The sequence below is a fragment of the Luteibacter sp. Sphag1AF genome (genome assembly GCF_014192715.1).
In the GTDB taxonomy this organism is placed as follows: Bacteria; Pseudomonadota; Gammaproteobacteria; order Xanthomonadales; family Rhodanobacteraceae; genus Luteibacter.
In genome coordinates this window covers 1,345,003-1,365,005 of record NZ_JACHYH010000001.1, presented here as the reverse complement: position 1 = coordinate 1,365,005, position 20,003 = coordinate 1,345,003, and the positions used below count along the sequence as shown (strand labels likewise).

The following is a 20,003-nucleotide window of genomic DNA, read 5'->3' as shown; positions in this document are numbered from 1 at the left end:
AGAACCTGTCCGATGCAGCCGGCGCTCGCATGTCAGGCTCGATGTACCGTTGCCGCGAAACATCCGTACTTCGCGTAATGCGCGTGAAGGTAGGCGACATCGTCGCGCGCCAGGAACGCAGCGATAGAGGCTTCCAATGCGCTGCCGTCTACAACGTCGGCCGTCACGATGTGATGGGTGGTGTTGAATGCGCGAAGTGAAATCAGACGTCGCTGCATGACAGCAGGCACCTGGGCTTCAAACCGAGCCGCCACCGTCGCACCTTCGCGTACAAAAATCGCGTGGCTGGATTGATAAGGCGTATTGGTCGGCTGGTGCACGTAGTTGAGCAACAGTAGCGATTCCCCCGGCTCCGCATCACGCAGCTCCACACGCTCGGGGAAACTGCGAGGCTCGTTTGCCACAACGCGACAAACCGCCTGACGCGTCAGTTCCTCGTCGGAAAGGCCATACAGGGAAAGGAATGGGGTGGGATCAACACCGGAAATGACAAAGGACATCGAAGTCGCACTCGCGTGGAAAGCATCAGGGTGAACCTGACCACGCGAGGGCTCCATCCGATTCTTGTGATACTGGCATTCAGCGGCACATTTATCGCATCGTCAGCGCAGGGCGGGCGTAGACGCTTTGCGCGAAAGTGGCCCGCCTGCTGCCTATCTGACGACTCGCGCCGCCTTCGGCGAAGACGGCTTCCCTGGCCAATCCGCAGCGAAATCCGCTCCCATAATGGGATAGGCGCCGAAACCACCGGAGGTAATACGGTAGATATCCGACCCGGGCATTTTGGCCAGGAACAGAAGATATGTCTTGTTCGCTTCACAGCATTCTGGCGTCATCTCGGGCATGTCACTGTCGTAACGAACCTCGATAAATGTTTCGGGATCGCCTTTAAGCACCGTCTCGACGTGCACACGAGCCACCAATTCACGGAAATGCAGGCGATCATCGTAAACACGCTGCATGACGACGGAACCGATAATCACTACGTCGGAATTCGCAACTTTCTGTTCAAGGGGCATATCCGCGCGTACGAAAGCCAATACATTACATACGGCGAGCAGGGAACCCAGTAGCAAAAATCGAACCCACTTTCTTTTCATGATTTGTTCCGCAAAAATTATGATTCTGCCGTGCATCCGATGCCTCTGATACTTCGGGCATTTGATTACCCCCGCCAGCAGATTAAGTTCCCGATCACAGGTTCGCTCGGGACGACGGAAAAGATCTCAGAACTACCCCTCGCCGATCGGCTCTCAATCACTACATACGCTTGGACGTCGAAAGCGCGATCGTTTCCTTTGTCCGAATCGTTCAAGGCGTTTCCGCGCCCCCCGAATGTGCCTTCTTTTCAACTCCGTAAGGAACAGGGAGTGAATAGCCCCAGGGCATGGCCTCTGTGGGGCCGGCCGAGGTAATTTCAGAAATTTTTCCGCCGGTGCGCAAGGCACCAAATGCCGAGACGTCTTCCGCTACCGCGTGATATCTGCCGACTATTTCAACGATCTGATGATCTGAATTTGTGAGTTTCCGGGCTAGCGCAGAGCTTTCAGGCAACACAATGCCGACGCCACTGGCTGCATCGGATGACAAAAACGCTTCTTTGGACACGAAGATCATCGGGTATTCGGCGTACGCAAAGTACCCCGTGACCATGACAATCTTGCCGTCAAACTCTTCTCCGCGGGTAATCAACGTAGTCAACGACACTGAACATATGCCTTCCCTGTCTGCTCCTGTTCGGAAGCAGGACTTCTGTGGACCAAGCGCAACAGCATCGAACGATAGAAAGAACAAGATGAAGAAAAGAACGCGCTTCATGGGTGGCCTTGACTGAAAAACATCAGGTACGGAACTCAGGCAAACGTGACTTGCTGCCGATCAATCCAGATATGGCGCTGCCGGTTCGGACACCTCCATATTCCCTCACGCCTGCTGCTTTCGCGCTGTACATTCCCCTCAGATAAACAATCCGAGGATAAACGCTGAGCGGGCGCTTCAAGAGCGCGGGGGCATCGGGAAATTTAATCATGACGCCTTCCACAGTATCGGATGACTTAAAAGCCTCCCATGGCGCGAGGAGCATCGGGATATCCCAGCTGACGAACGCTCCTTGGCCGATGGCGATCTTCCCATTGGAGTACTCGCTTCATATCAGTGACTGCCTCTTATCGTAAAAACGCTGTCGCCCAAAGCCTCTGGGCCGAAACGGTCTATACGGCTTCGCGTGGATTTGTAATGCCATCCATATATCCCCCCCATTGGGCAACGCCACCATGCCATTAATCCCTAAGGACCAATAGCGATTTAGATCGCCGCGATAGTTTGACCAACAGTTCTCACGTTGTGCTCCATGGGCATACCAAAAGCCGTCATCCCCGAAAAATTTTTATTTTCGGGATGTGTATGGATCTCTGCCACACGGTTGGGAGTATTGGCACTGCGGACGAAGTATGTATCTATACTATTGGTCTCGCCAAAGCTATAGGTTTCGGTGACGAAATATCCCAGCGCAGATCGAAAGAGTCGGATGTCAACCGCGGATACAGCACAATCCGGTACGTTCCGTTTTGGGGCCCGCGACAGCTCATGCTCATTGTTGTGGCGCTTTACGCATCACGCTCGTTATACGGCCGTGACATCGGGATGGGTAGCGACGTCTCAGGGGACCGTCTCGCGTTCCAGATCGGCGAGCCACGTCAGCGCATGAACTCGATCATTTCCACACATGGCAGGTTCGGGACGAAGGCCGCCGCATACCTTCGGGCGTGTGGGCTGATCAAATATGGCGCAGCGATTGTCGTCGGTGAGTTGCACGCAACGCACACCCGCGGGCTTGCCATGAGGCATGCCCGGAATGGGTGAGCTGATGGACGGTGCGATACAGCAGGCCCCGCAGCGGGCGCGGCAAACGAGGCCCACGGGTCAGCCGTAGCGCTGACGGAGTTCTGCGTAGACCGGATCGGTGTCCGGACGCTTGCCGTGCCAGCGCTCGAACGCGTCGGCTGCGGTTTCGATCAGCATGCCGAGGCCGTCGTGAATGTATTCCGCACCCGACGCCTTCGCCCAGCCAATGAACCCGGCAGCGGCCATGCCGTAGCAGAGGTCGTAGCAGAGGGCCCGATTGCCTACCAGGCCGGTCGGAAGATCGAGTCCGTTGCCCACCACGCCCGCCGAGGTGGCGTTGATGATGAGGTCGAAGCTGCCGAGGTCGGCCAGGTCTTCCCAGTAGCGCGTATGCGCGCGCGCCGGTTCGCCGATGGCATCTGCGAGTTCGTCGGCCTTTTCAGGTGAGCGGTTGACGATGGTCAGCGTGCCGACGCCAGCGTCCATAAGGGCCCAGGCCACGCCGCGTGCCGCGCCGCCCGCGCCCAGAAGCAGGGCATTGTGTCCGCGCAAGTCCAGCGAATGGCGCTCAGTGATGTCGCGGACCATGCCGTCGCCATCGGTGTTGTGGGCCTCGATGACGCCGCCAACCAGCGGGGTCAACACGTTGGCCGTGCCGCAGCGTGCCGCCATAGGCGTGTGCTGCTGGGCCAGCGCGAAGGCGCTGCCCTTGTGTGGCAGGGTGACGTTGGCACCCAGGCCGCCATCAGCGAAGAAGCGGCGGACGGCTTCAGGAAACTGCTCGGGGGTCGCGTCGATGGCTTCATAGCTCAGGTCGATACCGAACTGGGAAGCGAACGCCTGGTGGATCTCGGGGGACAGCGTGTGACCAATCGGATGACCGAACACGGCAAAACGGTGCGCAGCTGCGCTCATGCTTTCTCTCCTGGGGCGAACACCGGCGCGAACCAGCGTCCGGCATTGTAACGGGCTGCTCGTTCGGGAAGCAGCCTCCGCGTCAGCGTGCCCGAATGGCGATCAAGGTCGTGTCAGCGGTCGCGATCCCTGAGACGGGCACACGGGAGGATCAGTCCACACCCGGGAGGACCGACCATGATCGACCGCAACGATTCGCTTACCCCGCGCCGCGTACGTGCCCTGATCGCCCTTGGATGGCTGCTGGCGGGCGCCGCCGTATTGACGCTGACGCCTATGCCGCTGCACAGCGAAAGCCTGGGCTGGACACCCACGTTCTGGCTGGTTCTGGCACCGGCCAGCCTGCTCCTGGCACTGCGCCGGCGGGCCTGAGGCCCGGCCATCACTTGCCGATGCCAAGCCGCTTCAGTTCAAGCCGGCGGAGGAACTCCTGCATGATGCGGAGGTAGAGATCTTCGCCCAGGTAGGCATCTTCAACGCCCGCGTCGATGGACGGGTTGTCATTGACCTCGATGACCACCGGACGGTCACCGACCTGCTTCAGGTCAACGCCGTAGATGCCGTCGCCGATGTGCTGCGTGGCCTTGAGCGCCAGCTTCACCACTTCGCTGGGCGCCTCGCGCACGGGCACCGTGCGGAAGCCGCCCGACTTGGCAGTGCCTTTGGCGCCATGGTTGTAAATTTGCCAGTGGCCACGCGACATGAAGTACTGGCATGCGTAAAGCGCTTCGTGATTCAGCACGCCGATGCGCCAGTCGAATTCGGTGTACAGATATTCCTGCGCAATCAACAGCGCGCTGTGCCCGAAGAGTTCGGCGGCGGCCTTCTCCAGCGCCTCCTGCGTTTCCACCTTGACGACGCCGCGAGAGAACGAGCCGTCCGGAATCTTCAACACGATGGGCAAGCCCAAGCGTTCGGGAAGATCGCGCACGCGCCTGGGATCATCCTTGTACAAAATCTCGGTCAGCGGCGTGGCGAGCTTGCGCGACACCATCAGATCATTGAGGAAGATTTTGTTCGTGCAGCGCAGGATGGACGTCGGATCGTCCATCACCACCATGCCTTCCTTTTCGGCGCGATGCGCGAAACGGTAGGTGTGGTTGTTGCTGGCGGTGGTTTCGCGAATGAACAGGCCATCGTATTCGGCAAGACGCTGGTAATCGTTCTTGCCGATGGGATCGACTTCGATGCCCAGATGCTTGCCGGCCTCAATGAAATGCTTCAACGCCTTGCGGTTCGACGGCGGCATCGCTTCGTTGGGGTCAACCAGCATGGCGATGTCGTAGCGGAACCGGCGACGCATGCGCGGCTTGCGCCACAGCTTCTTGGAGAACTTGTCCAGCGCCTGGGCAAAGGCATCTTCCTGCGCGTCGTCCAGCGTGTGCAGTCCCACCGGCTTGATGGCCGACACTTGCCACACGCGGTCGCGCTCGAACTCGATGCGCATGAGTGGGCAGGGGAACGTTTCAAACACCTGCCTCGCAAGATCTTGCAGGTCGGGGTAGGCGGTTTCACCGAAGTACACCAGCACCCCGAAGTCGGTGGTGTCGCGGCCGCCTGCAGGAAGGAAGTTCGCCAACTTCTGGTTGAGGTCTTCGATGTCCAGGCCGTACAGCGAGCGACGGCGCAGGTCGTTCACGCTGCGCACTGAAGGGATCACCCGATGACCACGTGCTTCGGCCAGCAGGGACACGTAATAGCCCGTGCCCAGATACTTGTAGCTCCGGCACAGGTTGATGACGTGCGTGCGCTCGTCGTCACCGCTGACGGGCTCGCGGAGGTAGTCCATCGCTGTAACTACGTCGGTGGAGGGATAGTAGGAGCCCCAATCCGAGGCCTTCTCCACGACGATGACGAGCCGACTCATGTGACCTCAATGGGTGCAGGCGAATCACGTCTGAGGTCCGTCATGGACCCGCGTTTCGCCACTCATGCAGTGTGGCGTCGGCATCAGGCAACCACAAGGCCGTGCGCTGAAGGGCGCGTAAACAAAATTCGGCAAGAGACGTTGTAACCATGAGTCGTGAGGGCTAGAGTCCGCGCGTGTCACTACGATCCCCGGCTCGTCGCCGCCCCACATCGCGCCGGAGTTGATCCGCATGCGTCCACCCCCGGTCACCGCGCCGGTGCGAGTTCGTCGCGCCGAAGTGAGCGATCTCGATGATCTTGTCGCGCTGGAAGAAAGCTCCTTCGCGCACGACCGCCTGAGTCGCGCCCAATATCGCCGTCATCTGGACAGCGATTCCGCGCAGGTACTTATCGCCACAGCCAACCATCGCCGCTTCCTGGGCACCGCGGTCGTGTTTTTCCGTCGCGGCACGCAGGTCGCCCGGCTGTATTCAATTGCCACCAAGCCGGAAGCGCAGGGCAAAGGTGTCGGCTCCGCGCTCGTTGAGGCAGCAGAAGACCTCGCGCGGTCCCGTCGCTGCAATGCCCTCCGTCTTGAGGTGCGTACCGACAACGCTGTGGCCATCCGCCTGTACGAGCGCCTGGGCTACACACGAATCGGCAGCTATCCGGGCTATTACGCAGATGGAGCAGACGCCATCCGTTTCGAAAAGCGTCTCGCCTAGGCCATACTCCGGGGCGTACTCAGAGGATTCGAGCCATGCTCCGAACGATTCCGCTTTTCGCGTTGCTGATCGTCACGCTGACGCTTGCCGGTTGTGGCAACAAGGGACCGCTGGTTCCGGCACCGCCCAAGCCTGCCGCGCCCGGCGCCGCCACCACGGTGAAGCCCACGACCATCGCAGCGCCTGCGGCCAGCACCACCGCGCCGCTGTCGCCGTTCAACAATCACAACGTGCAGTAAGCCGGCCGTGAGCATCCGCTTTACCAAGATGCACGGGATCGGCAACGACTTCGTGGTGGTCGATTGGCGCGAAGACGCAAAGACGCCCAGCGCCGCCCGCATTGCTGCTCTGGCGGATCGCCACACGGGAATCGGCTTTGACCAGTTGCTGAGCATCGAGCCTGCCCGCGACCCATCCTGCGACTGGTACTACGGCATCTGGAATGCCGACGGCTCGCCCTCGGGGCAGTGCGGCAATGGCGTTCGCTGTGTGGCCGCCTGGCTGTATCGCGAAGGCGTTATCGCCCGCAATACGGACGTCAGACTGGAAAGCCCTTCGGGGCCGGTCACCGTCCGGGTGCTGGCAGCCGATCAGGTAATGGTCGACATGGGTGAGCCGGAGTTCAACCCGGAGCACCTGCCGTTTGATGCTCCGCAGGAAGCCGGCTCCTACATGCTCGATATAGATGGCCAGCCGGTCACCATCGGCGCGGTGTCCATGGGCAACCCCCATGCCGTGCTGGAAGTCAGCGACCTGCGTGACCCGCATCTTGAGGCCCTGGGTCCGGCCATTACTGGCCATCCCCGCTTCGCTCGCGGCGTGAACACAGGCTTTGCCCATCGCGTGGACCGCCGCCGCATCGACCTTCGCGTGCACGAGCGGGGCAGTGGCTGGACGCGGGCCTGCGGTACCGGCGCCTGCGCCGCTGCCGCCGTGTTACAGCGCAGGGGTCTCGTGGATGCGGTGGTGGACGTCGCGCTGCCGGGCGGCGTGCTGACCATCGAATGGCATGGTCCCGGACATACACTGTGGATGACCGGGCCTGCGGCGTTCGTGTTCGAGGGCGAAATCCGTCCCTGACTGCGCCGTCAGCCGGTTGTTTTCCTTAACTTTTGTCTGCATCAGGATGTGACCATGACCACTGACACCGCGCTCGACGGCGACCTGAAGCCTGCCATCGTGGCGTCCTGGCTCAGGCGTCATCCGGATTTTCTCGCCGACTATCCGGATCTGGCCAACGAACTGGTCATGCCACGCTCCAACGGCTCCGCCGCATCGCTGTCGGTCTATCAGTTGCAGACGCTTCGCGAGAAGAACGCCGCACTGGAAACCCGGCTCGCCGAACTGGCCGACATCGCCGGCGACAACGAACGGCTGATGCAGCGGGTGCACTCCCTCATGCTTGCCCTGTTGCAGGCAGACAGTGTGGAAGACACCGTCCGGCGCGTGGTCGCCCGCCTGGCTGATGACTTCCATTCGGAGCGCGTTCGCGTCCTGTTCTACGGAGATATGCACGGCTTGCCCGATGAAACCTGGCTGTTGCGCGAGCCGCGCGGGATCGCTGGGCTGCCGGAGTTCGAGAGCTTCCTCGCCCAGAACGACTCCATGGCGGGTCGTCTGGCTCAGCCGAAGTTGCAGCGCCTGTTTGGCGCCGAGGCGGACGACGTGCGCTCCGCAGCCCTCATGCGTATCGGGGATGACGCCATGCTGGCCATCGGCAGTGCTGACCCGGATCGGTTCCAGCCGGGTATGGGCACGCTGTTCCTCAAGATGATTTCCACCACCGTCGGTTCGGCCATCGAACGGGCGCGGAAGGTGGCGTGAGTCCGCGCGAGGCGCTGGAAGCGTTTCTCCGCCATTACGCGGCGGAACGTGCGCCGTCAGCGCACACGCTGTCGGCGTATCGGCGCGACCTGGAAAAGCTCGTCCGCTTCATGGAAGCCGAGGGGCTTGCCAGCTTCGATGGTCTGGCCCCTGACCGCCTGCGCGGCATGATTGCCCGCGAGCACCGTGGCGGCCTGGCGCCCAACAGCATTCAGCGCCTGCTGTCGGCCTGCCGCTCGCTGTTTCGCTACCTGACCCGGGAAGGGCACCTCGCACATGATCCGGCTGCCGGCGTGCGCGGCCCGAAGGTTCGCCGCAAGTTGCCGGAGGTGCTGGACGCAGATGAGGCCAAGGAGCTGGTCGAAACCGATGTGGGCGGATCGCTGGCTCCGCGTGACCGGGCCATGCTCGAGCTGTTCTATTCCAGTGGTCTTCGCCTGTCTGAGCTAGTGGGACTGCGCTGGGGCGATCTGGATCTGGCCGACGGCCAGGTACGGGTACTGGGCAAGGGCAACAAGATGCGCATCCTTCCCGTGGGACGCTTCGCCGTCGAAGCCCTGCGGGCATTGGCCGCACTGGGTGGCGCAAACCTCGAAGCTCCCGTGTTCAAGGGCAGGGGCGGGGCACCCATCAGTCCGCGCGCCGTGCAGGTGCGCATGAAGCACCTCGCACTGGCGCAGGGCATTGCCAAACGCATTCATCCGCACCTGCTGCGACATACGTTTGCCAGCCACATGCTGGAGTCCTCCGGCGATCTTCGCGCCGTGCAGGAACTGCTGGGCCATGCCGATATCGCCACCACGCAGATCTATACGCACCTGGATTTCCAGCATCTGGCCAAGGTGTATGACGGCGCGCACCCACGGGCGCGTCGCAAAACCTGACGCGACTCGCGACAGGCCCCGTCAAGCACACTCTTGGTCTGTCCGCCGACCATCCCCACATCGTGCGTTCTCCCCACAACGGATTTCTCCCGATATGGAATCGATGCACGCAACGACCATCTGCTGCGTCCGCCGCAACGGACAGGTCGTCATCGGAAGCGACGGTCAGGTGACGCTCGGAAACACCGTCATGAAGTCCAACGCGCGCAAAGTGCGACGTCTGGGCAAGGGCGACGTGCTGGCGGGCTTCGCCGGCGCCACGGCCGACGCGTTCACCCTTTTCGAGCTGTTTGACGAGAAGCTGATCAAGCACAGCGGCAACCTCACCCGCGCCGCCGTGGAGATGGCCAAGGAATGGCGCACCGACCGGCGCCTGGGCCGCCTGGAAGCCATGCTGGCGGTGGCCGACAAGGAAGCCTCGCTGCTGATTTCGGGTAATGGCGACGTGCTGGAGCCGGAACATGGCCTGATCGCCATCGGCTCAGGCGGCCCGTACGCCCAGTCGGCGGCGCTCGCGCTGATGGAAAATACGGAACTCGATGCGCGCACGATCGTGGAAAAAGCCCTCAAGATCGCTGGCGATATCTGCATTTACACCAATCACAACGTGTCGATCGAAGTGCTCTGAGCGCTTGAAGCGCCAGCCTCCGATCCCCCTGTCGCCACGAGAGTCCTGCCATGTCAGAACTGACCCCCCGCGAGATCGTCAACGAACTCGACCGTTTCATCATCGGCCAGAACGACGCCAAGCGCGCCGTTGCCATCGCGCTGCGCAACCGTTGGCGCCGGATGCAACTGGACCCGACCATGCGCGACGAAGTCACGCCCAAGAACATCCTCATGATTGGCCCCACGGGCGTCGGCAAGACCGAAATCGCGCGTCGTCTGGCCACGCTGGCCAATGCGCCGTTCGTGAAGGTGGAGGCCACCAAGTTCACGGAAGTGGGCTACGTGGGCAAGGACGTGGAGTCCATCATCCGCGACCTCGCTGACGTGTCGTACAAGCTGGTACGCGATCAGGCTAAAGCCCGCGTGCAAAGCCAGGCCGAAGATGCCGCCGAAGATCGTCTGCTTGACGCACTGCTTCCGCGTCGTCAGGCATCGGGCTGGGACGACAGCGCCAGCACCGCACCGGCCATCGAAAGCGACACGCGCCAGAAGCTGCGCAAGCAGCTGCGCGAAGGCGCGCTGGACGACCGCGAAATTGAGCTCGATTTCGCCGCCAACGTGGGCGTGGAAATCATGACGCCGCCCGGCATGGAGGAAATGAGCCAGCAGCTGGGCAAGATGTTCCAGAACCTCGGGGGCTCCAAGACCCAGAAGCGCCGCCTCACCATCCGTGCGGCCCGCCCGCTGCTGGTGGAGGAAGAAGCGGGCAAGCTGGTCAACGATGAAGAACTGCGCAGCCGCGCAGTGGATGCCGCCGAGCAGAACGGCATCGTGTTCATCGACGAAATCGACAAGGTGGCACAGCGTTCCGAATGGGGTGGCGCGGGCGTCAGCCGCGAGGGCGTACAGCGCGACCTGCTGCCGCTGGTGGAAGGTTCCACCGTTTCCACCAAGTACGGCGCCATCAAGACGGATCACATCCTGTTCATCGCCTCGGGCGCGTTCTCGCTGGCCAAGCCCTCGGACCTGATTCCCGAGCTCCAGGGCCGCCTGCCGATCCGCGTGGAGCTCTCCGCGCTATCGGTGGACGACTTCAAGCGCATCCTCCGCGAGCCGAACAATGCGCTTACGAAACAGTATGTTGCGCTCCTTCAGACGGAAGGTGTGGTTATCGACTTCAGCGATAGCGGTGTGGATCGTCTGGCCGAGGTGGCCTTCCAGGTCAACGAGCGCACCGAGAACATCGGCGCCCGACGCCTGCATACGGTGATGGAGCGGCTCCTGGAGAAAATCTCCTTCGAAGCTGCGGACAAGTCCGGCGAAAAGTATTCGATTGACGCCGAATATGTGGACAAAAACCTGGCTTCTCTGGTCAAGGACGAGGATCTCAGCCGTTACATCCTGTAAACATGACCATGCCCCCCTCCTGCTAAACTGTTGACGTATATGGGCAAGATTATTCAACTGAAAACCAACGGCCAGCGTGCGAGCCTGCGTGAAGCGCAGGAAACGCAGCAGCTGATCCGTCTGTGGCGCGGCGAACTCGAACACGGCAGCTTCTGCGGCTATGTGGGCGGAGTCGGCCGCGAGTTCTTCCTGCTCTGGGTCATCGGCGATGGCATCAGCTATGACGGCATGTACATCATGCGTCACCGCGATATCTCCGAACTGGAAGTACCTGACAAGCACCAGGAGTTCCTGCAAAAAGCCCTGGCGCTGAAGGGCATCGTGCCCACGCCGCCGGCGGACTTTCCGCTGGACGACATCGGGCAGGTCGTTGAAGCGGCCTCGAAGCACGCTCCCGTCATCGGCGTTCACGTCGACAGCGAGGACGAAGCCGAGGTCTGCTACATCGGCCGCCTTGTGAGTGTGGAAGAAGACGGCTTCAACATGCAGGAGATCACCCCCGACGCCGAATGGCTGCGCGAGCCGTCGTTCTTCTCGTGGGATGAGGTATCCACCGTCAGCCTTGAAGACGCCTACGCGCAGTCACTGCTGGCGGTCGCGGGCGATCCGCCGCCGCTTGAGCAGGGCGATGCGGGTGGTGGCGTCGGCCACGCCAACTGATCTTTGTGAACCGAACCCCTGCCGCCCGGCGGGGGTTCTGCTATTTATGGTGCTGACGTTTTCGCGCCTCACGGCGACAGGCAAAGGACGACCATGGCAAAGCGAATCATCGTGATCTACTACGTCGACCCCGATTCCTCCGAAGCCCGTGCGGCCGAGCAGGCCTCAGGCGTCGTCCGGGTCGGGCACATGTCCGATACGCGATCCATCCTCGTGGAACCCGCCCCCGGTGTGTCCTTCGATGATGCTCTGGCATCCATCCGCGCCCAGCCGGGCGTCAGCAACGCCGAGCCGGACACCAGCCTTCGCATCAACCCCGTACGAGCCCCCTCGATCCGACCGTGAAACCGCATCCCACCGATATCCTGCTGCACGCGCAGTCTCGCGTGCTTGAAGTGTCATTCGACAACGGCGAACGGTTCCACCTTCCGTGCGAATACCTGCGGGTGAATTCGCCCAGCGCGGAGGTGCAGGGCCATGGGCCGGGGCAGAAGGTCACGGTGGGCGGCAAGCGCACGGTCAACATCGCCGCCATTGAGCCCGTGGGCCATTACGGCGTGTTGCTGCGCTTTGACGATGGGCATGCGAGCGGTATTTTCGGCTGGGACACCTTGCTGGAACTGGGCCGCAACTACGACGTGATGTGGCCAGAATATCTTGCGCAATTGCAGGCCAAAGGCCTGTCCCGCGACTGACATCCCGGACGGGGAAAGCAGGCAGGTAAAAGCCCACGCCCCGGCGAAGGGTTTATCCTATCGGGCGTCCCGTCCGGATTCCCCTACGTACCGCACGGATGCCTTCCTTTGGTCTGGAGCAGTACATGGCGCGCATTGTCGTCGTCGGCAGCATCAACATGGATCTGGTCACTCTCGCGCCGCGTTTCGCGGGCCCGGGTGAAACCCTGATCGGAACCCGATTTCTCACCATCCCCGGCGGCAAAGGTGCCAACCAGGCCGTGGCTGCGGCGCGTCTTGGTGCGCACGTTGCCATGGTCGGTGCAGTGGGTGATGACGCATTCGGAAGCCAGCTCCATCAGGGTCTGGTGAGCGAAGGCATCGACGTCACGCACGTTGCGCGCATCCGTGATGAGGGCAGCGGCACCGCGTCCATTACCGTTGCTGGTGGCGAAAACCAGATTGTTGTGGTCCCCGCTGCCAACTCCCGCGTGACCCCGGCGCAGGTGGATGCCGCCGCGGCTCTGTTCGCCGAGGCCGACGTCGTGCTCGTGCAACTGGAAACGCCGCTGGACGCGGTGGAGGCAACGCTTCGTCTGGGCAAACGCGCTGGCGTGCCTGTCATTCTGAATCCGGCGCCCGCACAGCGGCTGCCGCCCGAATGGCTGTCGATGGTCCGCTACCTCACGCCCAATCAGCACGAACTCGCGACCGTGCTCAATGCTGACCCGGATGCCGACTTCCGCGAACTGATGCGACGCGCCCCGTGTCCGGTGGTGCTGACGCGCGGCGAAGAAGGTGCGTGGTTCACCGAAAACGGCGAAGCCGTGCATCAACCCGGCTTCAAGGTACAGGCCGTGGACAGCACCGGCGCAGGCGACACTTTCAATGCCGCGCTGGCCGTACATCTGTCCGAAGGACTGCCCACCGCAGTGCGAAAGGCATGCGCCACTGCTGCCATCGCCGTGTCGCGACTGGGCGCGCAGGGCGGTATGCCACGTGCCGACGAGGTAACCCGGTTTCTGGAGACGCAATCGTGAAACGACATGGACTTCAGCATGCCGAACTCAACCGCGTCATCGCCACGATGGGCCACACCGACACGCTGGTGATCGGTGATGTGGGCCTCCCGGTTCCGCCTGGCGTGCCGTGCATCGACCTGGCCGTGGTGCAGGGTACGCCGTCATTTCAGATCGTGTTTGACGCGGTGTTCGCAGAGCTGGCGGTAGAAAGCGTTACTTTCGCCAGCGAAATCCATGAACACAATCCTGAGATCGCAAAACTCGCTGAAAAGCTAAGCAACATGCGCGTGAAGGTGGACGAAGTGAGCCATGACGAATTCAAGCGGTTTACGGCGCGCGCCGTTGCCGTCGTGCGCACCGGCGAAGCCTCGCCTTACTCCAACGTCATTCTGCATGCGGGCGTAACCTTCTGATGAACGCACCGCTCATCCGGATGGAAGGCATACACAAGGCCTTCGGGCCGGTAAGCGTGCTGGAAGGCGTGGACTTCGAGCTGGTTGCCGGCGAAGTGCATGCGTTGATGGGCGAAAACGGCGCGGGCAAGTCCACGCTGATGAAGATTCTCACGGGAATCTACGCGCCGGATGCCGGGCGCATCGAAGTGGATGGCCAGCCGGTTTCCATTTCGACGCCCGCCGATGCAGAACGCTACGGCATCGCGATCATCCATCAGGAACTGAACCTGATTCCATCGCTGAATATTGCCGACAATCTTTTTCTCGGCCGCGAGATGCACCGCTTCGGCCTGCTGGATCGCAAAGCCATGCGCGAGCGCGCGAAGGAATGGCTTGCCCGCATCGGCCTGGATGCACTTGATCCTTCCACGCCCATCGAAAAACTTTCAGTGGGCCAGCAACAGATGGTCGAAATTGCGCGGGCTATTGGCCAGAACGCGCGAGTCATCATCATGGATGAACCGACGGCAGCCCTCACGGAACGCGAGACCGCCACGCTGTTCGCATTGATCCGCGAGCTGCGGACGCAAGGCCGCGGCATCGTCTATGTGTCGCATCGCATGGAAGAAATCTTTGCGCTGTGCGACCGCATCTCCGTACTTCGCGATGGCAAGTTCGTGGGAACCCGTCCGGTGCCGGGCCTCGACCTGGACGAAGTCGTCCGCATGATGGTCGGGCGCACGCTCGAAGCACGCTTTCCGAAGCGGACGTCGGTGCCGGGCGAGGTACGCCTCCAGGTAGAAAATATTGGCGACGCGGCCGTGCATGGCGTGAGTTTCGATTTGCGCGCGGGCGAAGTGCTTGGCGTTGCTGGCCTGATGGGCGCAGGACGTACGGAACTGGCGCGCCTGCTTTTCGGTATCGACAAGCCCTCGCAGGGCCGAGTGCTGCTGGACGGCAAGACGATCACGCCGCGTTCGCCCAGCGAAGCCATCCATGCAGGCTTTGGTTTTGTAACCGAAGACCGCAAGGCACTGGGCCTTGTTCTGGATATGAGTCTTCGCGAAAACGTCAGCTTGCCCAAAGTCCCCGCGCATGCGGGACTGGTGGACCGCAGCGGCGAAAAGAAGCAGACGCACGGCCTCATCGACCGCCTGAAGATTCGCACGCGCGACATGGAGCTGGACGTGCGTGCGCTCTCAGGCGGCAATCAGCAGAAAGTGGTGCTGGCCAAGTGGCTGGCACTGAAGCCACGCGTGCTCATTCTTGATGAGCCGACGCGTGGTGTGGACGTCGGCGGCAAGGCCGAGATTTATCACATCATCAATCAACTGGCGGAGCAGGGCGTGGCCATTCTCATGATTTCCTCGGAACTGCCGGAGGTGCTCGCCATGAGTGACCGCATCCTCGTCATGCATGAAGGGCATGCCACCGCTCTGCTGAATGCAGCAACGGCCACGCAGGAAACCATCATGCACGCCGCCACGGGAGGTAAGTGACATGACCGCGCGTCTTACGTGGAGTGATGCTGCCACGCTGATCCAGCGACTGGGCTCGGTCATCGGCCTGGCATTGCTGTTCATCGCGCTGTCGATCATGAGCCCGGACTTCCTGTCGGCAGGCAACTTGCTGACCGTGCTTCGTCAGGTGTCCATCAATGCCCTGATCGCCTTCGGCATGACGTTCGTGATTCTTGCCGGCGGCATCGATCTTTCCGTCGGTGCGATCCTCGCGCTGTCTGGCGCCATTGGCGCTGGCCTCATGGCGGCAGGCTACAGCATGTGGCTGGCGGTAGCCGCCGCACTCGGACTGGGTGCGCTGCTTGGCGTGGTCAACGGCGTGCTTGTGTCCTGGGGACGTGTAGCACCGTTTATCGCGACGCTCGGCACGATGACGTTGATTCGTGGCCTGACGCTGGTCTACACCGATGGGCGTCCCATTTCGGTAACCAACAATGCCTTCGCGCTGCTGGGCGATGGCTATGTGGCGCATCTCATTCCGATCCCTGTTGTGTTGATGTTCGTGGTGTTTGCCGTATTCGCGTTCCTGTTGCGTGGGACGGTGTTCGGCCGGCATGTCATCGCCATTGGTGGCAATGAGGAGGCATCGCGACTGTCCGGTGTGCGCATCGCGCCGATGAAGCTGGCGATCTACGGTGTCTCAGGACTTGCCTCGGCCTTTGCCGGCATTGTGCTCACATCCCGGCTTCACTCGGCGCAGGCTACGGCGGGCGCAGGATATGAACTGGATGCCATAGCAGCCGTGGTGCTCGGCGGTACAAGCCTCTCAGGCGGACGCGGATGGCTGTTTGGTACGTTGATCGGTGCGTTGCTCATCGGCTTCCTGAACAACGGCCTGAATCTTCTGGGTGTGTCCTCGTTCTACCAGCTGGTGGTCAAGGGCATCGTCATTCTTATCGCGGTACTGCTCGACCGGCGGTAATCGTCCGCCACCTTTTCGGGAGAACATCCATGCGCAAACTTGCCTTGATCGTCGCCGCATCACTTCTGGCAGCGTGCAGCCAGCAGGGACCGGGTGAATCGTCCACTGCATCCTCTTCAACCGCAGGTGGAGCGCCGGCCTCGGGCACGCCAACGATCGGCCTCGCGCTGTCTACGCAGGACAATCCGTTCTTCGTGGAGTTGAAGGACGGCGCACAGAAAGCGGCAAAGGATGCCAACGTGTCGCTGGTGGTCGTGGATGCGCAGAACGATCCTGCGCGGCAGATTTCCAGCGTGGAAGATCTCATCCAGAAGCGCGTGTCAGTGATCCTGCTCAATCCAACCGATTCGTCTGCGCTTGCTGGTGCGGTGCAGTCGGCCAATCGGGCAAACATTCCGGTCATCACGCTTGACCGCGCTGTTGATGGTGCAGATGTCGCTTCGCACATTGCTTCGGACAACATCGCCGGCGGCAAGATGGCGGCGGACTTTCTGGCCAGTAAACTCAACGGCAAAGGCAACATCATCGAATTGCAGGGTGTGGCGGGTACCTCTGCCGCACGTGATCGCGGCAAGGGCTTCGACGATCAGATCGCAAAGACGCCTGGCCTGAAGATCGTTGCACAGCAGCCGGCCAACTTTGATCGCGCACAGGGCATGTCGGTCAGCGAGAATCTGCTTCAGGCGAACAGCAACGTGCAGGCTGTGTTTGCGCAGAATGACGAGATGGCACTGGGTGCCGTTCGTGCACTGGATGGCGCCAAGCGCGGCAACGTGCTGATCGTTGGTTTCGATGGCACGCCTGCGGGCAAGGACGCCGTGCAGAGTGGTTCGATGGCTGCCACCGTTGCTCAGCAACCGGGCGACATCGGTCGTCTCGGTGTTGAAACGGCGAAGAAGCTGATCGACAAGCAGCCGGTGGAGAAGACCATTGCCGTACCGCTGAAGCTCCTGACGAAAGACGCTCCGTAAGCACGGCTATCTGTGGGGGCCAACTTGCTCACGATGGAATGACATCGCGAACAAGTTGGCTCCCACATGCGTTTTCAGTCCACGGGACCGGGCGCGATCACTTCGCGCTGACCGTTGATACCCATGGACGAGACGAGTCCCGCCGCTTCCATCGCTTCGACCAGGCGAGCGGCACGGTTGTAGCCGATGCGGAACTGACGCTGCACGAAGGAGATGGATGCACGACGTGAGCGCAGCACGAACGCTGCGGCTTCGTCATAGAGCGGGTCCAGTTCGGCATCCGTACCGTCTTCGGAAAACATGTCGCCGGAACCTTCCGAAGGCGGGCCTGCAAGAATCTCGTCCTTGTAGTCCGGTTCGCCAAACTGCTTGAGCCATGCGACCACACGATGCACTTCCTCGTCGGCGACAAACGCGCCGTGGATGCGTTGTGGGTAGCCAGTGCCTGGCGGAAGGAAAAGCATGTCGCCTGCACCGAGCAGACTCTCTGCGCCCATCTGGTCGAGAATGGTGCGGGAGTCGATCTTTGAAGACACCTGGAAAGCCACGCGCGTGGGAATGTTTGCCTTGATCAGTCCGGTGATCACATCGACCGACGGCCTTTGTGTCGCCAGGATCAGATGGATGCCTGCGGCACGTGCTTTCTGGGCAAGGCGTGCGATCAGTTCCTCGATCTTCTTGCCAGCCACCATCATCAGATCGGCCAGTTCGTCGATGATGACAACGATCATCGGCAGCGTGTCCAGATGCTCGGGCACTTCCGGATGCGCAGGGAACGGGTTGAACAGCGGCTTGCCCGCCGCGCGGGCTTCACGAACTTTCTGGTTGTAGCCCGCGAGATTGCGCACGCGAAGATCCGACATCACGCGGTAGCGATTCTCCATTTCGGCGACGCACCAGTTCAGCGCGTTGGCCGCGAGCTTCATGTCGGTCACCACCGGTGCCAGAAGATGCGGAATGCCTTCGTAGACAGAAAGCTCAAGCATCTTCGGGTCGATCATGATCATGCGCACGTCGTCAGGCGTGGCTTTGTACAACATCGACAGGATCATCGCGTTGACCGCAACCGACTTGCCGGAACCGGTGGTGCCCGCGACCAACATGTGGGGTGCTTTGGCCAGGTCGGCCACCACCGGCTCACCGGTGATGCCTTTGCCCATCGCCATGGTCAGCAGGGAATCGGACTGCCGATATTCGCCCGAGTCCAGAATCTCCGAAAGCGCGATCATCTGACGCTGTTCGTTCGGCAGTTCCAGACCCATGCAGGTCTTTCCGGGAATGGTTTCCACCACACGAATGGACGTCCGTCCGAGACCGCGTGCCAGATCCTTCATCAGCGCGACGATCTGGTTACCACGTACACCAACAGCCGGCTCCACTTCGAATCGCGTGATCACCGGGCCTGCGGATGCACCAACCACCGTTACCGGCACCTTGAACTCGCGCAGGCGCTGCTCGATGAGATCACCCGTCTCGACCAGCTGTGCTTCATCCAGCGGCGTAGCCGCTTCGTGCGCAGAAGCGGAGAGCAGCGACAGCGGCGGAATGCCCACGGGTGAGGGTACACGCGGAGTCACTGGTACCGCTGACTGCGCTGCTTCGGGAACGACTGGCAACAGTTCCTCATTGGCTGCCCGCCAACGCGCGGGTATGGCGGCTACGGGCGCAGGTGCGATCAGACGGCTAAACGGATCAGCTACTTCGGGCTCGGGTACCGGGACCTCAGGAATCATCTCTTCCACCGGGGTGACCGGCGCTTTCACTTCCGTCGCCACCGGAACGTCCACGGGCAGCACATGTGCTGGCTCGACCGGCGGCGGAGTGGCTGCGGTTGTCTGCGGCACCTCTGCGGCGGCGAGCGCCGATTCGTAACGATCCACCACACGGGATGTGGCGACGCCGTAGGAAACGATGGGTGCGGACGAGCGCGACGACATGTTGCCCGACGACGATGACGTCGCGATTGGCTCGGGTGCGGGGACGTTCCTGGGAGCAAGCCACGGCTCCCGAATCACGGTATCGCTGACCGCGGTGTGGCGGCGCGGCGGCGGAGGAGCCGACACGTCACGGCTGCGCACAGCAGCGGGACGGTGCGTGGACTGCGGTGTGGATTGCGTTTCCGGTACCGCGCGTCGGACCGCTGCCGCGTTGGGACGGCGGCGGGCGGCGGGTCGATCCGCGCGCCGCACGGCACCGGCCGCTTTGCGACCACGGCCACGGGCAAGCACGCGGCGGAAGAGCTGACTCACGCCTTCAATGGCCACAGCACCCATCGGCTCCAGCCCACGTGTGGCGCCAGAGAACGCCTGACGCCACGAAACGCCGATGTACCAGGGCAGCGCTGCCACCATGACGCCAAGCATCAGAGCCGTGGTCAGAACGCCCCCGAGCGCGTCGCCGAAGGCGTGACCCAGCACGCGGCACAGGTAGCCGCCCGCTGCCGGATCATCGGTGAAATGGCTTACGACGAGGCCTTCCAGTGTCGCGCTGGCGATGAGTACCAACAGCGCACCGGTCCAGAAGCGGATGGCACCCGGACCGCGAAGCACGTCCGAACCGCGCCTGAGCAACGCGCGGGCGACGCGCCAGAAGAGAGGAATCAGCCAGAGAACGGAAACGCCGAGGCCGCCGAAGACGAGAGTGAGCATGCGTGGATTCGACTATCGTGAGCGCACGGACATACATACATCCGTGCAAAGTCAGTCAGTTTAACGCACTTGCTGAGGGGCGACGGGGAGTAGTAACGCAACCTGTTGAGATAGCTGACATTTTGCCGACCACAC

General features: G+C 61.8%; 23 protein-coding genes. 16 read left to right on the top strand and 7 right to left on the bottom strand.

Going from position 1 to position 20,003, the window contains the following annotated elements; translation table 11 throughout:
* Positions 1-32: 32 nt before the first annotated feature.
* The 5 genes from FHW69_RS06185 to aroE all read right to left on the bottom strand — a co-directional run bounded on the left by FHW69_RS06185 (position 33) and on the right by aroE (position 3,759).
* Positions 33-500 (bottom strand): DUF1203 domain-containing protein, encoded by a 468-nt coding sequence (locus FHW69_RS06185; RefSeq protein ID WP_183422100.1) that lies wholly within the window; start codon positions 498-500, stop codon positions 33-35.
* A 153-nt stretch (positions 501-653) separates the two neighbouring features.
* The gene (locus FHW69_RS06180; protein WP_183422099.1) at positions 654-1,100 is read right to left on the bottom strand and encodes a hypothetical protein; all 447 of its coding nucleotides are present in this window, start codon (positions 1,098-1,100) and stop codon (positions 654-656) included.
* A gap of 211 nt (positions 1,101-1,311) precedes the next feature.
* Positions 1,312-1,818: a hypothetical protein gene (locus FHW69_RS06175; protein ID WP_183422098.1), complete on the bottom strand. Its 507-nt coding sequence runs from the start codon at positions 1,816-1,818 to the stop codon at positions 1,312-1,314.
* An 840-nt stretch (positions 1,819-2,658) separates the two neighbouring features.
* Complete coding sequence (locus FHW69_RS06170) at positions 2,659-2,919, bottom strand: YkgJ family cysteine cluster protein (RefSeq protein WP_183422097.1); 261 nt, start codon at positions 2,917-2,919, stop codon at positions 2,659-2,661.
* Positions 2,920-2,922: 3 nt separating this feature from the next.
* Positions 2,923-3,759, bottom strand: coding sequence for a shikimate dehydrogenase (gene aroE / locus FHW69_RS06165; RefSeq protein WP_183422096.1), 837 nt, complete (start codon positions 3,757-3,759; stop codon positions 2,923-2,925).
* Between the two features lie 177 nt (positions 3,760-3,936).
* On the opposite strand from aroE, the gene FHW69_RS06160 reads away from it, so the two are divergent.
* Positions 3,937-4,131, top strand: a complete 195-nt coding sequence (locus FHW69_RS06160; RefSeq protein ID WP_183422095.1) for a hypothetical protein — start codon at positions 3,937-3,939, stop codon at positions 4,129-4,131.
* Between the two features lie 10 nt (positions 4,132-4,141).
* On the opposite strand, the gene FHW69_RS06155 is transcribed toward FHW69_RS06160, so the two are convergent.
* A complete protein-coding gene (locus FHW69_RS06155) occupies positions 4,142-5,626 on the bottom strand; it encodes a RimK family protein (RefSeq protein ID WP_183422094.1) in 1,485 nt (494 codons plus the stop codon).
* Positions 5,627-5,858: 232 nt separating this feature from the next.
* On the opposite strand from FHW69_RS06155, the gene FHW69_RS06150 reads away from it, so the two are divergent.
* From FHW69_RS06150 to rbsB, 15 genes are all read left to right on the top strand, one after another.
* Positions 5,859-6,332 carry a GNAT family N-acetyltransferase gene (locus FHW69_RS06150; RefSeq protein ID WP_183422093.1) on the top strand — a complete coding sequence of 158 codons (474 nt, stop codon included), beginning with the start codon at positions 5,859-5,861 and terminating at the stop codon, positions 6,330-6,332.
* Between the two features lie 35 nt (positions 6,333-6,367).
* Positions 6,368-6,571, top strand: a complete 204-nt coding sequence (locus FHW69_RS06145; RefSeq protein WP_183422092.1) for a lipoprotein — start codon at positions 6,368-6,370, stop codon at positions 6,569-6,571.
* Positions 6,572-6,578: 7 nt separating this feature from the next.
* A complete protein-coding gene (dapF, locus tag FHW69_RS06140) occupies positions 6,579-7,412 on the top strand; it encodes a diaminopimelate epimerase (RefSeq protein WP_183422091.1) in 834 nt (277 codons plus the stop codon).
* 54 nt (positions 7,413-7,466) lie between these two features.
* On the top strand, positions 7,467-8,156 hold the full coding sequence (locus tag FHW69_RS06135) for a DUF484 family protein (protein WP_183422090.1): 690 nt from the start codon (positions 7,467-7,469) through the stop codon (positions 8,154-8,156).
* Positions 8,153-9,040, top strand: a complete 888-nt coding sequence (locus FHW69_RS06130) for a tyrosine recombinase XerC (protein WP_183422089.1) — start codon at positions 8,153-8,155, stop codon at positions 9,038-9,040. The genes FHW69_RS06135 and FHW69_RS06130 overlap by 4 nt, the downstream gene beginning before the upstream one ends.
* 94 nt (positions 9,041-9,134) lie before the next feature.
* The gene (hslV, locus tag FHW69_RS06125) at positions 9,135-9,668 is read left to right on the top strand and encodes an ATP-dependent protease subunit HslV (RefSeq protein WP_183422088.1); all 534 of its coding nucleotides are present in this window, start codon (positions 9,135-9,137) and stop codon (positions 9,666-9,668) included.
* A 50-nt stretch (positions 9,669-9,718) separates the two neighbouring features.
* Positions 9,719-11,056, top strand: a complete 1,338-nt coding sequence (gene hslU, locus FHW69_RS06120) for an ATP-dependent protease ATPase subunit HslU (RefSeq protein WP_183422087.1) — start codon at positions 9,719-9,721, stop codon at positions 11,054-11,056.
* Between the two features lie 39 nt (positions 11,057-11,095).
* Positions 11,096-11,716, top strand: coding sequence for a hypothetical protein (locus FHW69_RS06115; protein WP_183422086.1), 621 nt, complete (start codon positions 11,096-11,098; stop codon positions 11,714-11,716).
* Positions 11,717-11,809: 93 nt separating this feature from the next.
* Positions 11,810-12,061, top strand: coding sequence for a hypothetical protein (locus FHW69_RS06110; RefSeq protein WP_183422085.1), 252 nt, complete (start codon positions 11,810-11,812; stop codon positions 12,059-12,061).
* The gene (locus FHW69_RS06105; protein WP_343203973.1) at positions 12,058-12,411 is read left to right on the top strand and encodes a DUF971 domain-containing protein; all 354 of its coding nucleotides are present in this window, start codon (positions 12,058-12,060) and stop codon (positions 12,409-12,411) included. The genes FHW69_RS06110 and FHW69_RS06105 overlap by 4 nt, the downstream gene beginning before the upstream one ends.
* Before the next feature lie 125 nt (positions 12,412-12,536).
* Entirely contained in the window at positions 12,537-13,430 is an 894-nt protein-coding gene (rbsK, locus tag FHW69_RS06100; RefSeq protein WP_183422084.1) for a ribokinase, read from the top strand.
* Positions 13,427-13,825 (top strand): D-ribose pyranase, encoded by a 399-nt coding sequence (gene rbsD, locus FHW69_RS06095; protein ID WP_183422083.1) that lies wholly within the window; start codon positions 13,427-13,429, stop codon positions 13,823-13,825. Before rbsK ends, rbsD begins: the two co-directional genes overlap by 4 nt.
* Positions 13,825-15,306 (top strand): sugar ABC transporter ATP-binding protein, encoded by a 1,482-nt coding sequence (locus tag FHW69_RS06090; RefSeq protein ID WP_183422082.1) that lies wholly within the window; start codon positions 13,825-13,827, stop codon positions 15,304-15,306. The genes rbsD and FHW69_RS06090 overlap by 1 nt, the downstream gene beginning before the upstream one ends.
* A 1-nt stretch (position 15,307) precedes the next feature.
* Positions 15,308-16,249, top strand: coding sequence for a ribose ABC transporter permease (locus FHW69_RS06085; protein WP_183422081.1), 942 nt, complete (start codon positions 15,308-15,310; stop codon positions 16,247-16,249).
* Between the two features lie 29 nt (positions 16,250-16,278).
* A complete protein-coding gene (rbsB, locus tag FHW69_RS06080) occupies positions 16,279-17,220 on the top strand; it encodes a ribose ABC transporter substrate-binding protein RbsB (protein WP_183422080.1) in 942 nt (313 codons plus the stop codon).
* A gap of 74 nt (positions 17,221-17,294) precedes the next feature.
* Here rbsB and FHW69_RS19155 read toward each other — a convergent pair whose 3' ends face one another.
* Positions 17,295-19,868 (bottom strand): DNA translocase FtsK 4TM domain-containing protein, encoded by a 2,574-nt coding sequence (locus FHW69_RS19155; protein WP_183422079.1) that lies wholly within the window; start codon positions 19,866-19,868, stop codon positions 17,295-17,297.
* Positions 19,869-20,003: the final 135 nt, after the last annotated feature.

Excerpts from the sequence above, each read along its gene's own strand:
- FHW69_RS06185 (WP_183422100.1), bottom strand. The coding sequence starts at position 500 with ATGTCCTTTGTCATTTCCGGTGTTGATCCCACCCCATTCCTTTCCCTG.
- FHW69_RS06180 (WP_183422099.1), bottom strand. The coding sequence starts at position 1,100 with ATGAAAAGAAAGTGGGTTCGATTTTTGCTACTGGGTTCCCTGCTCGCC.
- FHW69_RS06175 (WP_183422098.1), bottom strand. The coding sequence starts at position 1,818 with ATGAAGCGCGTTCTTTTCTTCATCTTGTTCTTTCTATCGTTCGATGCT.
- aroE (WP_183422096.1), bottom strand. The coding sequence starts at position 3,759 with ATGAGCGCAGCTGCGCACCGTTTTGCCGTGTTCGGTCATCCGATTGGT.
- FHW69_RS06160 (WP_183422095.1), top strand. The coding sequence starts at position 3,937 with ATGATCGACCGCAACGATTCGCTTACCCCGCGCCGCGTACGTGCCCTG.
- FHW69_RS06155 (WP_183422094.1), bottom strand. The coding sequence starts at position 5,626 with ATGAGTCGGCTCGTCATCGTCGTGGAGAAGGCCTCGGATTGGGGCTCC.
- FHW69_RS06150 (WP_183422093.1), top strand. The coding sequence starts at position 5,859 with ATGCGTCCACCCCCGGTCACCGCGCCGGTGCGAGTTCGTCGCGCCGAA.
- FHW69_RS06145 (WP_183422092.1), top strand. The coding sequence starts at position 6,368 with ATGCTCCGAACGATTCCGCTTTTCGCGTTGCTGATCGTCACGCTGACG.
- FHW69_RS06135 (WP_183422090.1), top strand. The coding sequence starts at position 7,467 with ATGACCACTGACACCGCGCTCGACGGCGACCTGAAGCCTGCCATCGTG.
- hslV (WP_183422088.1), top strand. The coding sequence starts at position 9,135 with ATGGAATCGATGCACGCAACGACCATCTGCTGCGTCCGCCGCAACGGA.
- hslU (WP_183422087.1), top strand. The coding sequence starts at position 9,719 with ATGTCAGAACTGACCCCCCGCGAGATCGTCAACGAACTCGACCGTTTC.
- FHW69_RS06115 (WP_183422086.1), top strand. The coding sequence starts at position 11,096 with ATGGGCAAGATTATTCAACTGAAAACCAACGGCCAGCGTGCGAGCCTG.
- FHW69_RS06110 (WP_183422085.1), top strand. The coding sequence starts at position 11,810 with ATGGCAAAGCGAATCATCGTGATCTACTACGTCGACCCCGATTCCTCC.
- rbsK (WP_183422084.1), top strand. The coding sequence starts at position 12,537 with ATGGCGCGCATTGTCGTCGTCGGCAGCATCAACATGGATCTGGTCACT.
- FHW69_RS06090 (WP_183422082.1), top strand. The coding sequence starts at position 13,825 with ATGAACGCACCGCTCATCCGGATGGAAGGCATACACAAGGCCTTCGGG.
- FHW69_RS06085 (WP_183422081.1), top strand. The coding sequence starts at position 15,308 with ATGACCGCGCGTCTTACGTGGAGTGATGCTGCCACGCTGATCCAGCGA.
- rbsB (WP_183422080.1), top strand. The coding sequence starts at position 16,279 with ATGCGCAAACTTGCCTTGATCGTCGCCGCATCACTTCTGGCAGCGTGC.
- FHW69_RS19155 (WP_183422079.1), bottom strand. The coding sequence starts at position 19,868 with ATGCTCACTCTCGTCTTCGGCGGCCTCGGCGTTTCCGTTCTCTGGCTG.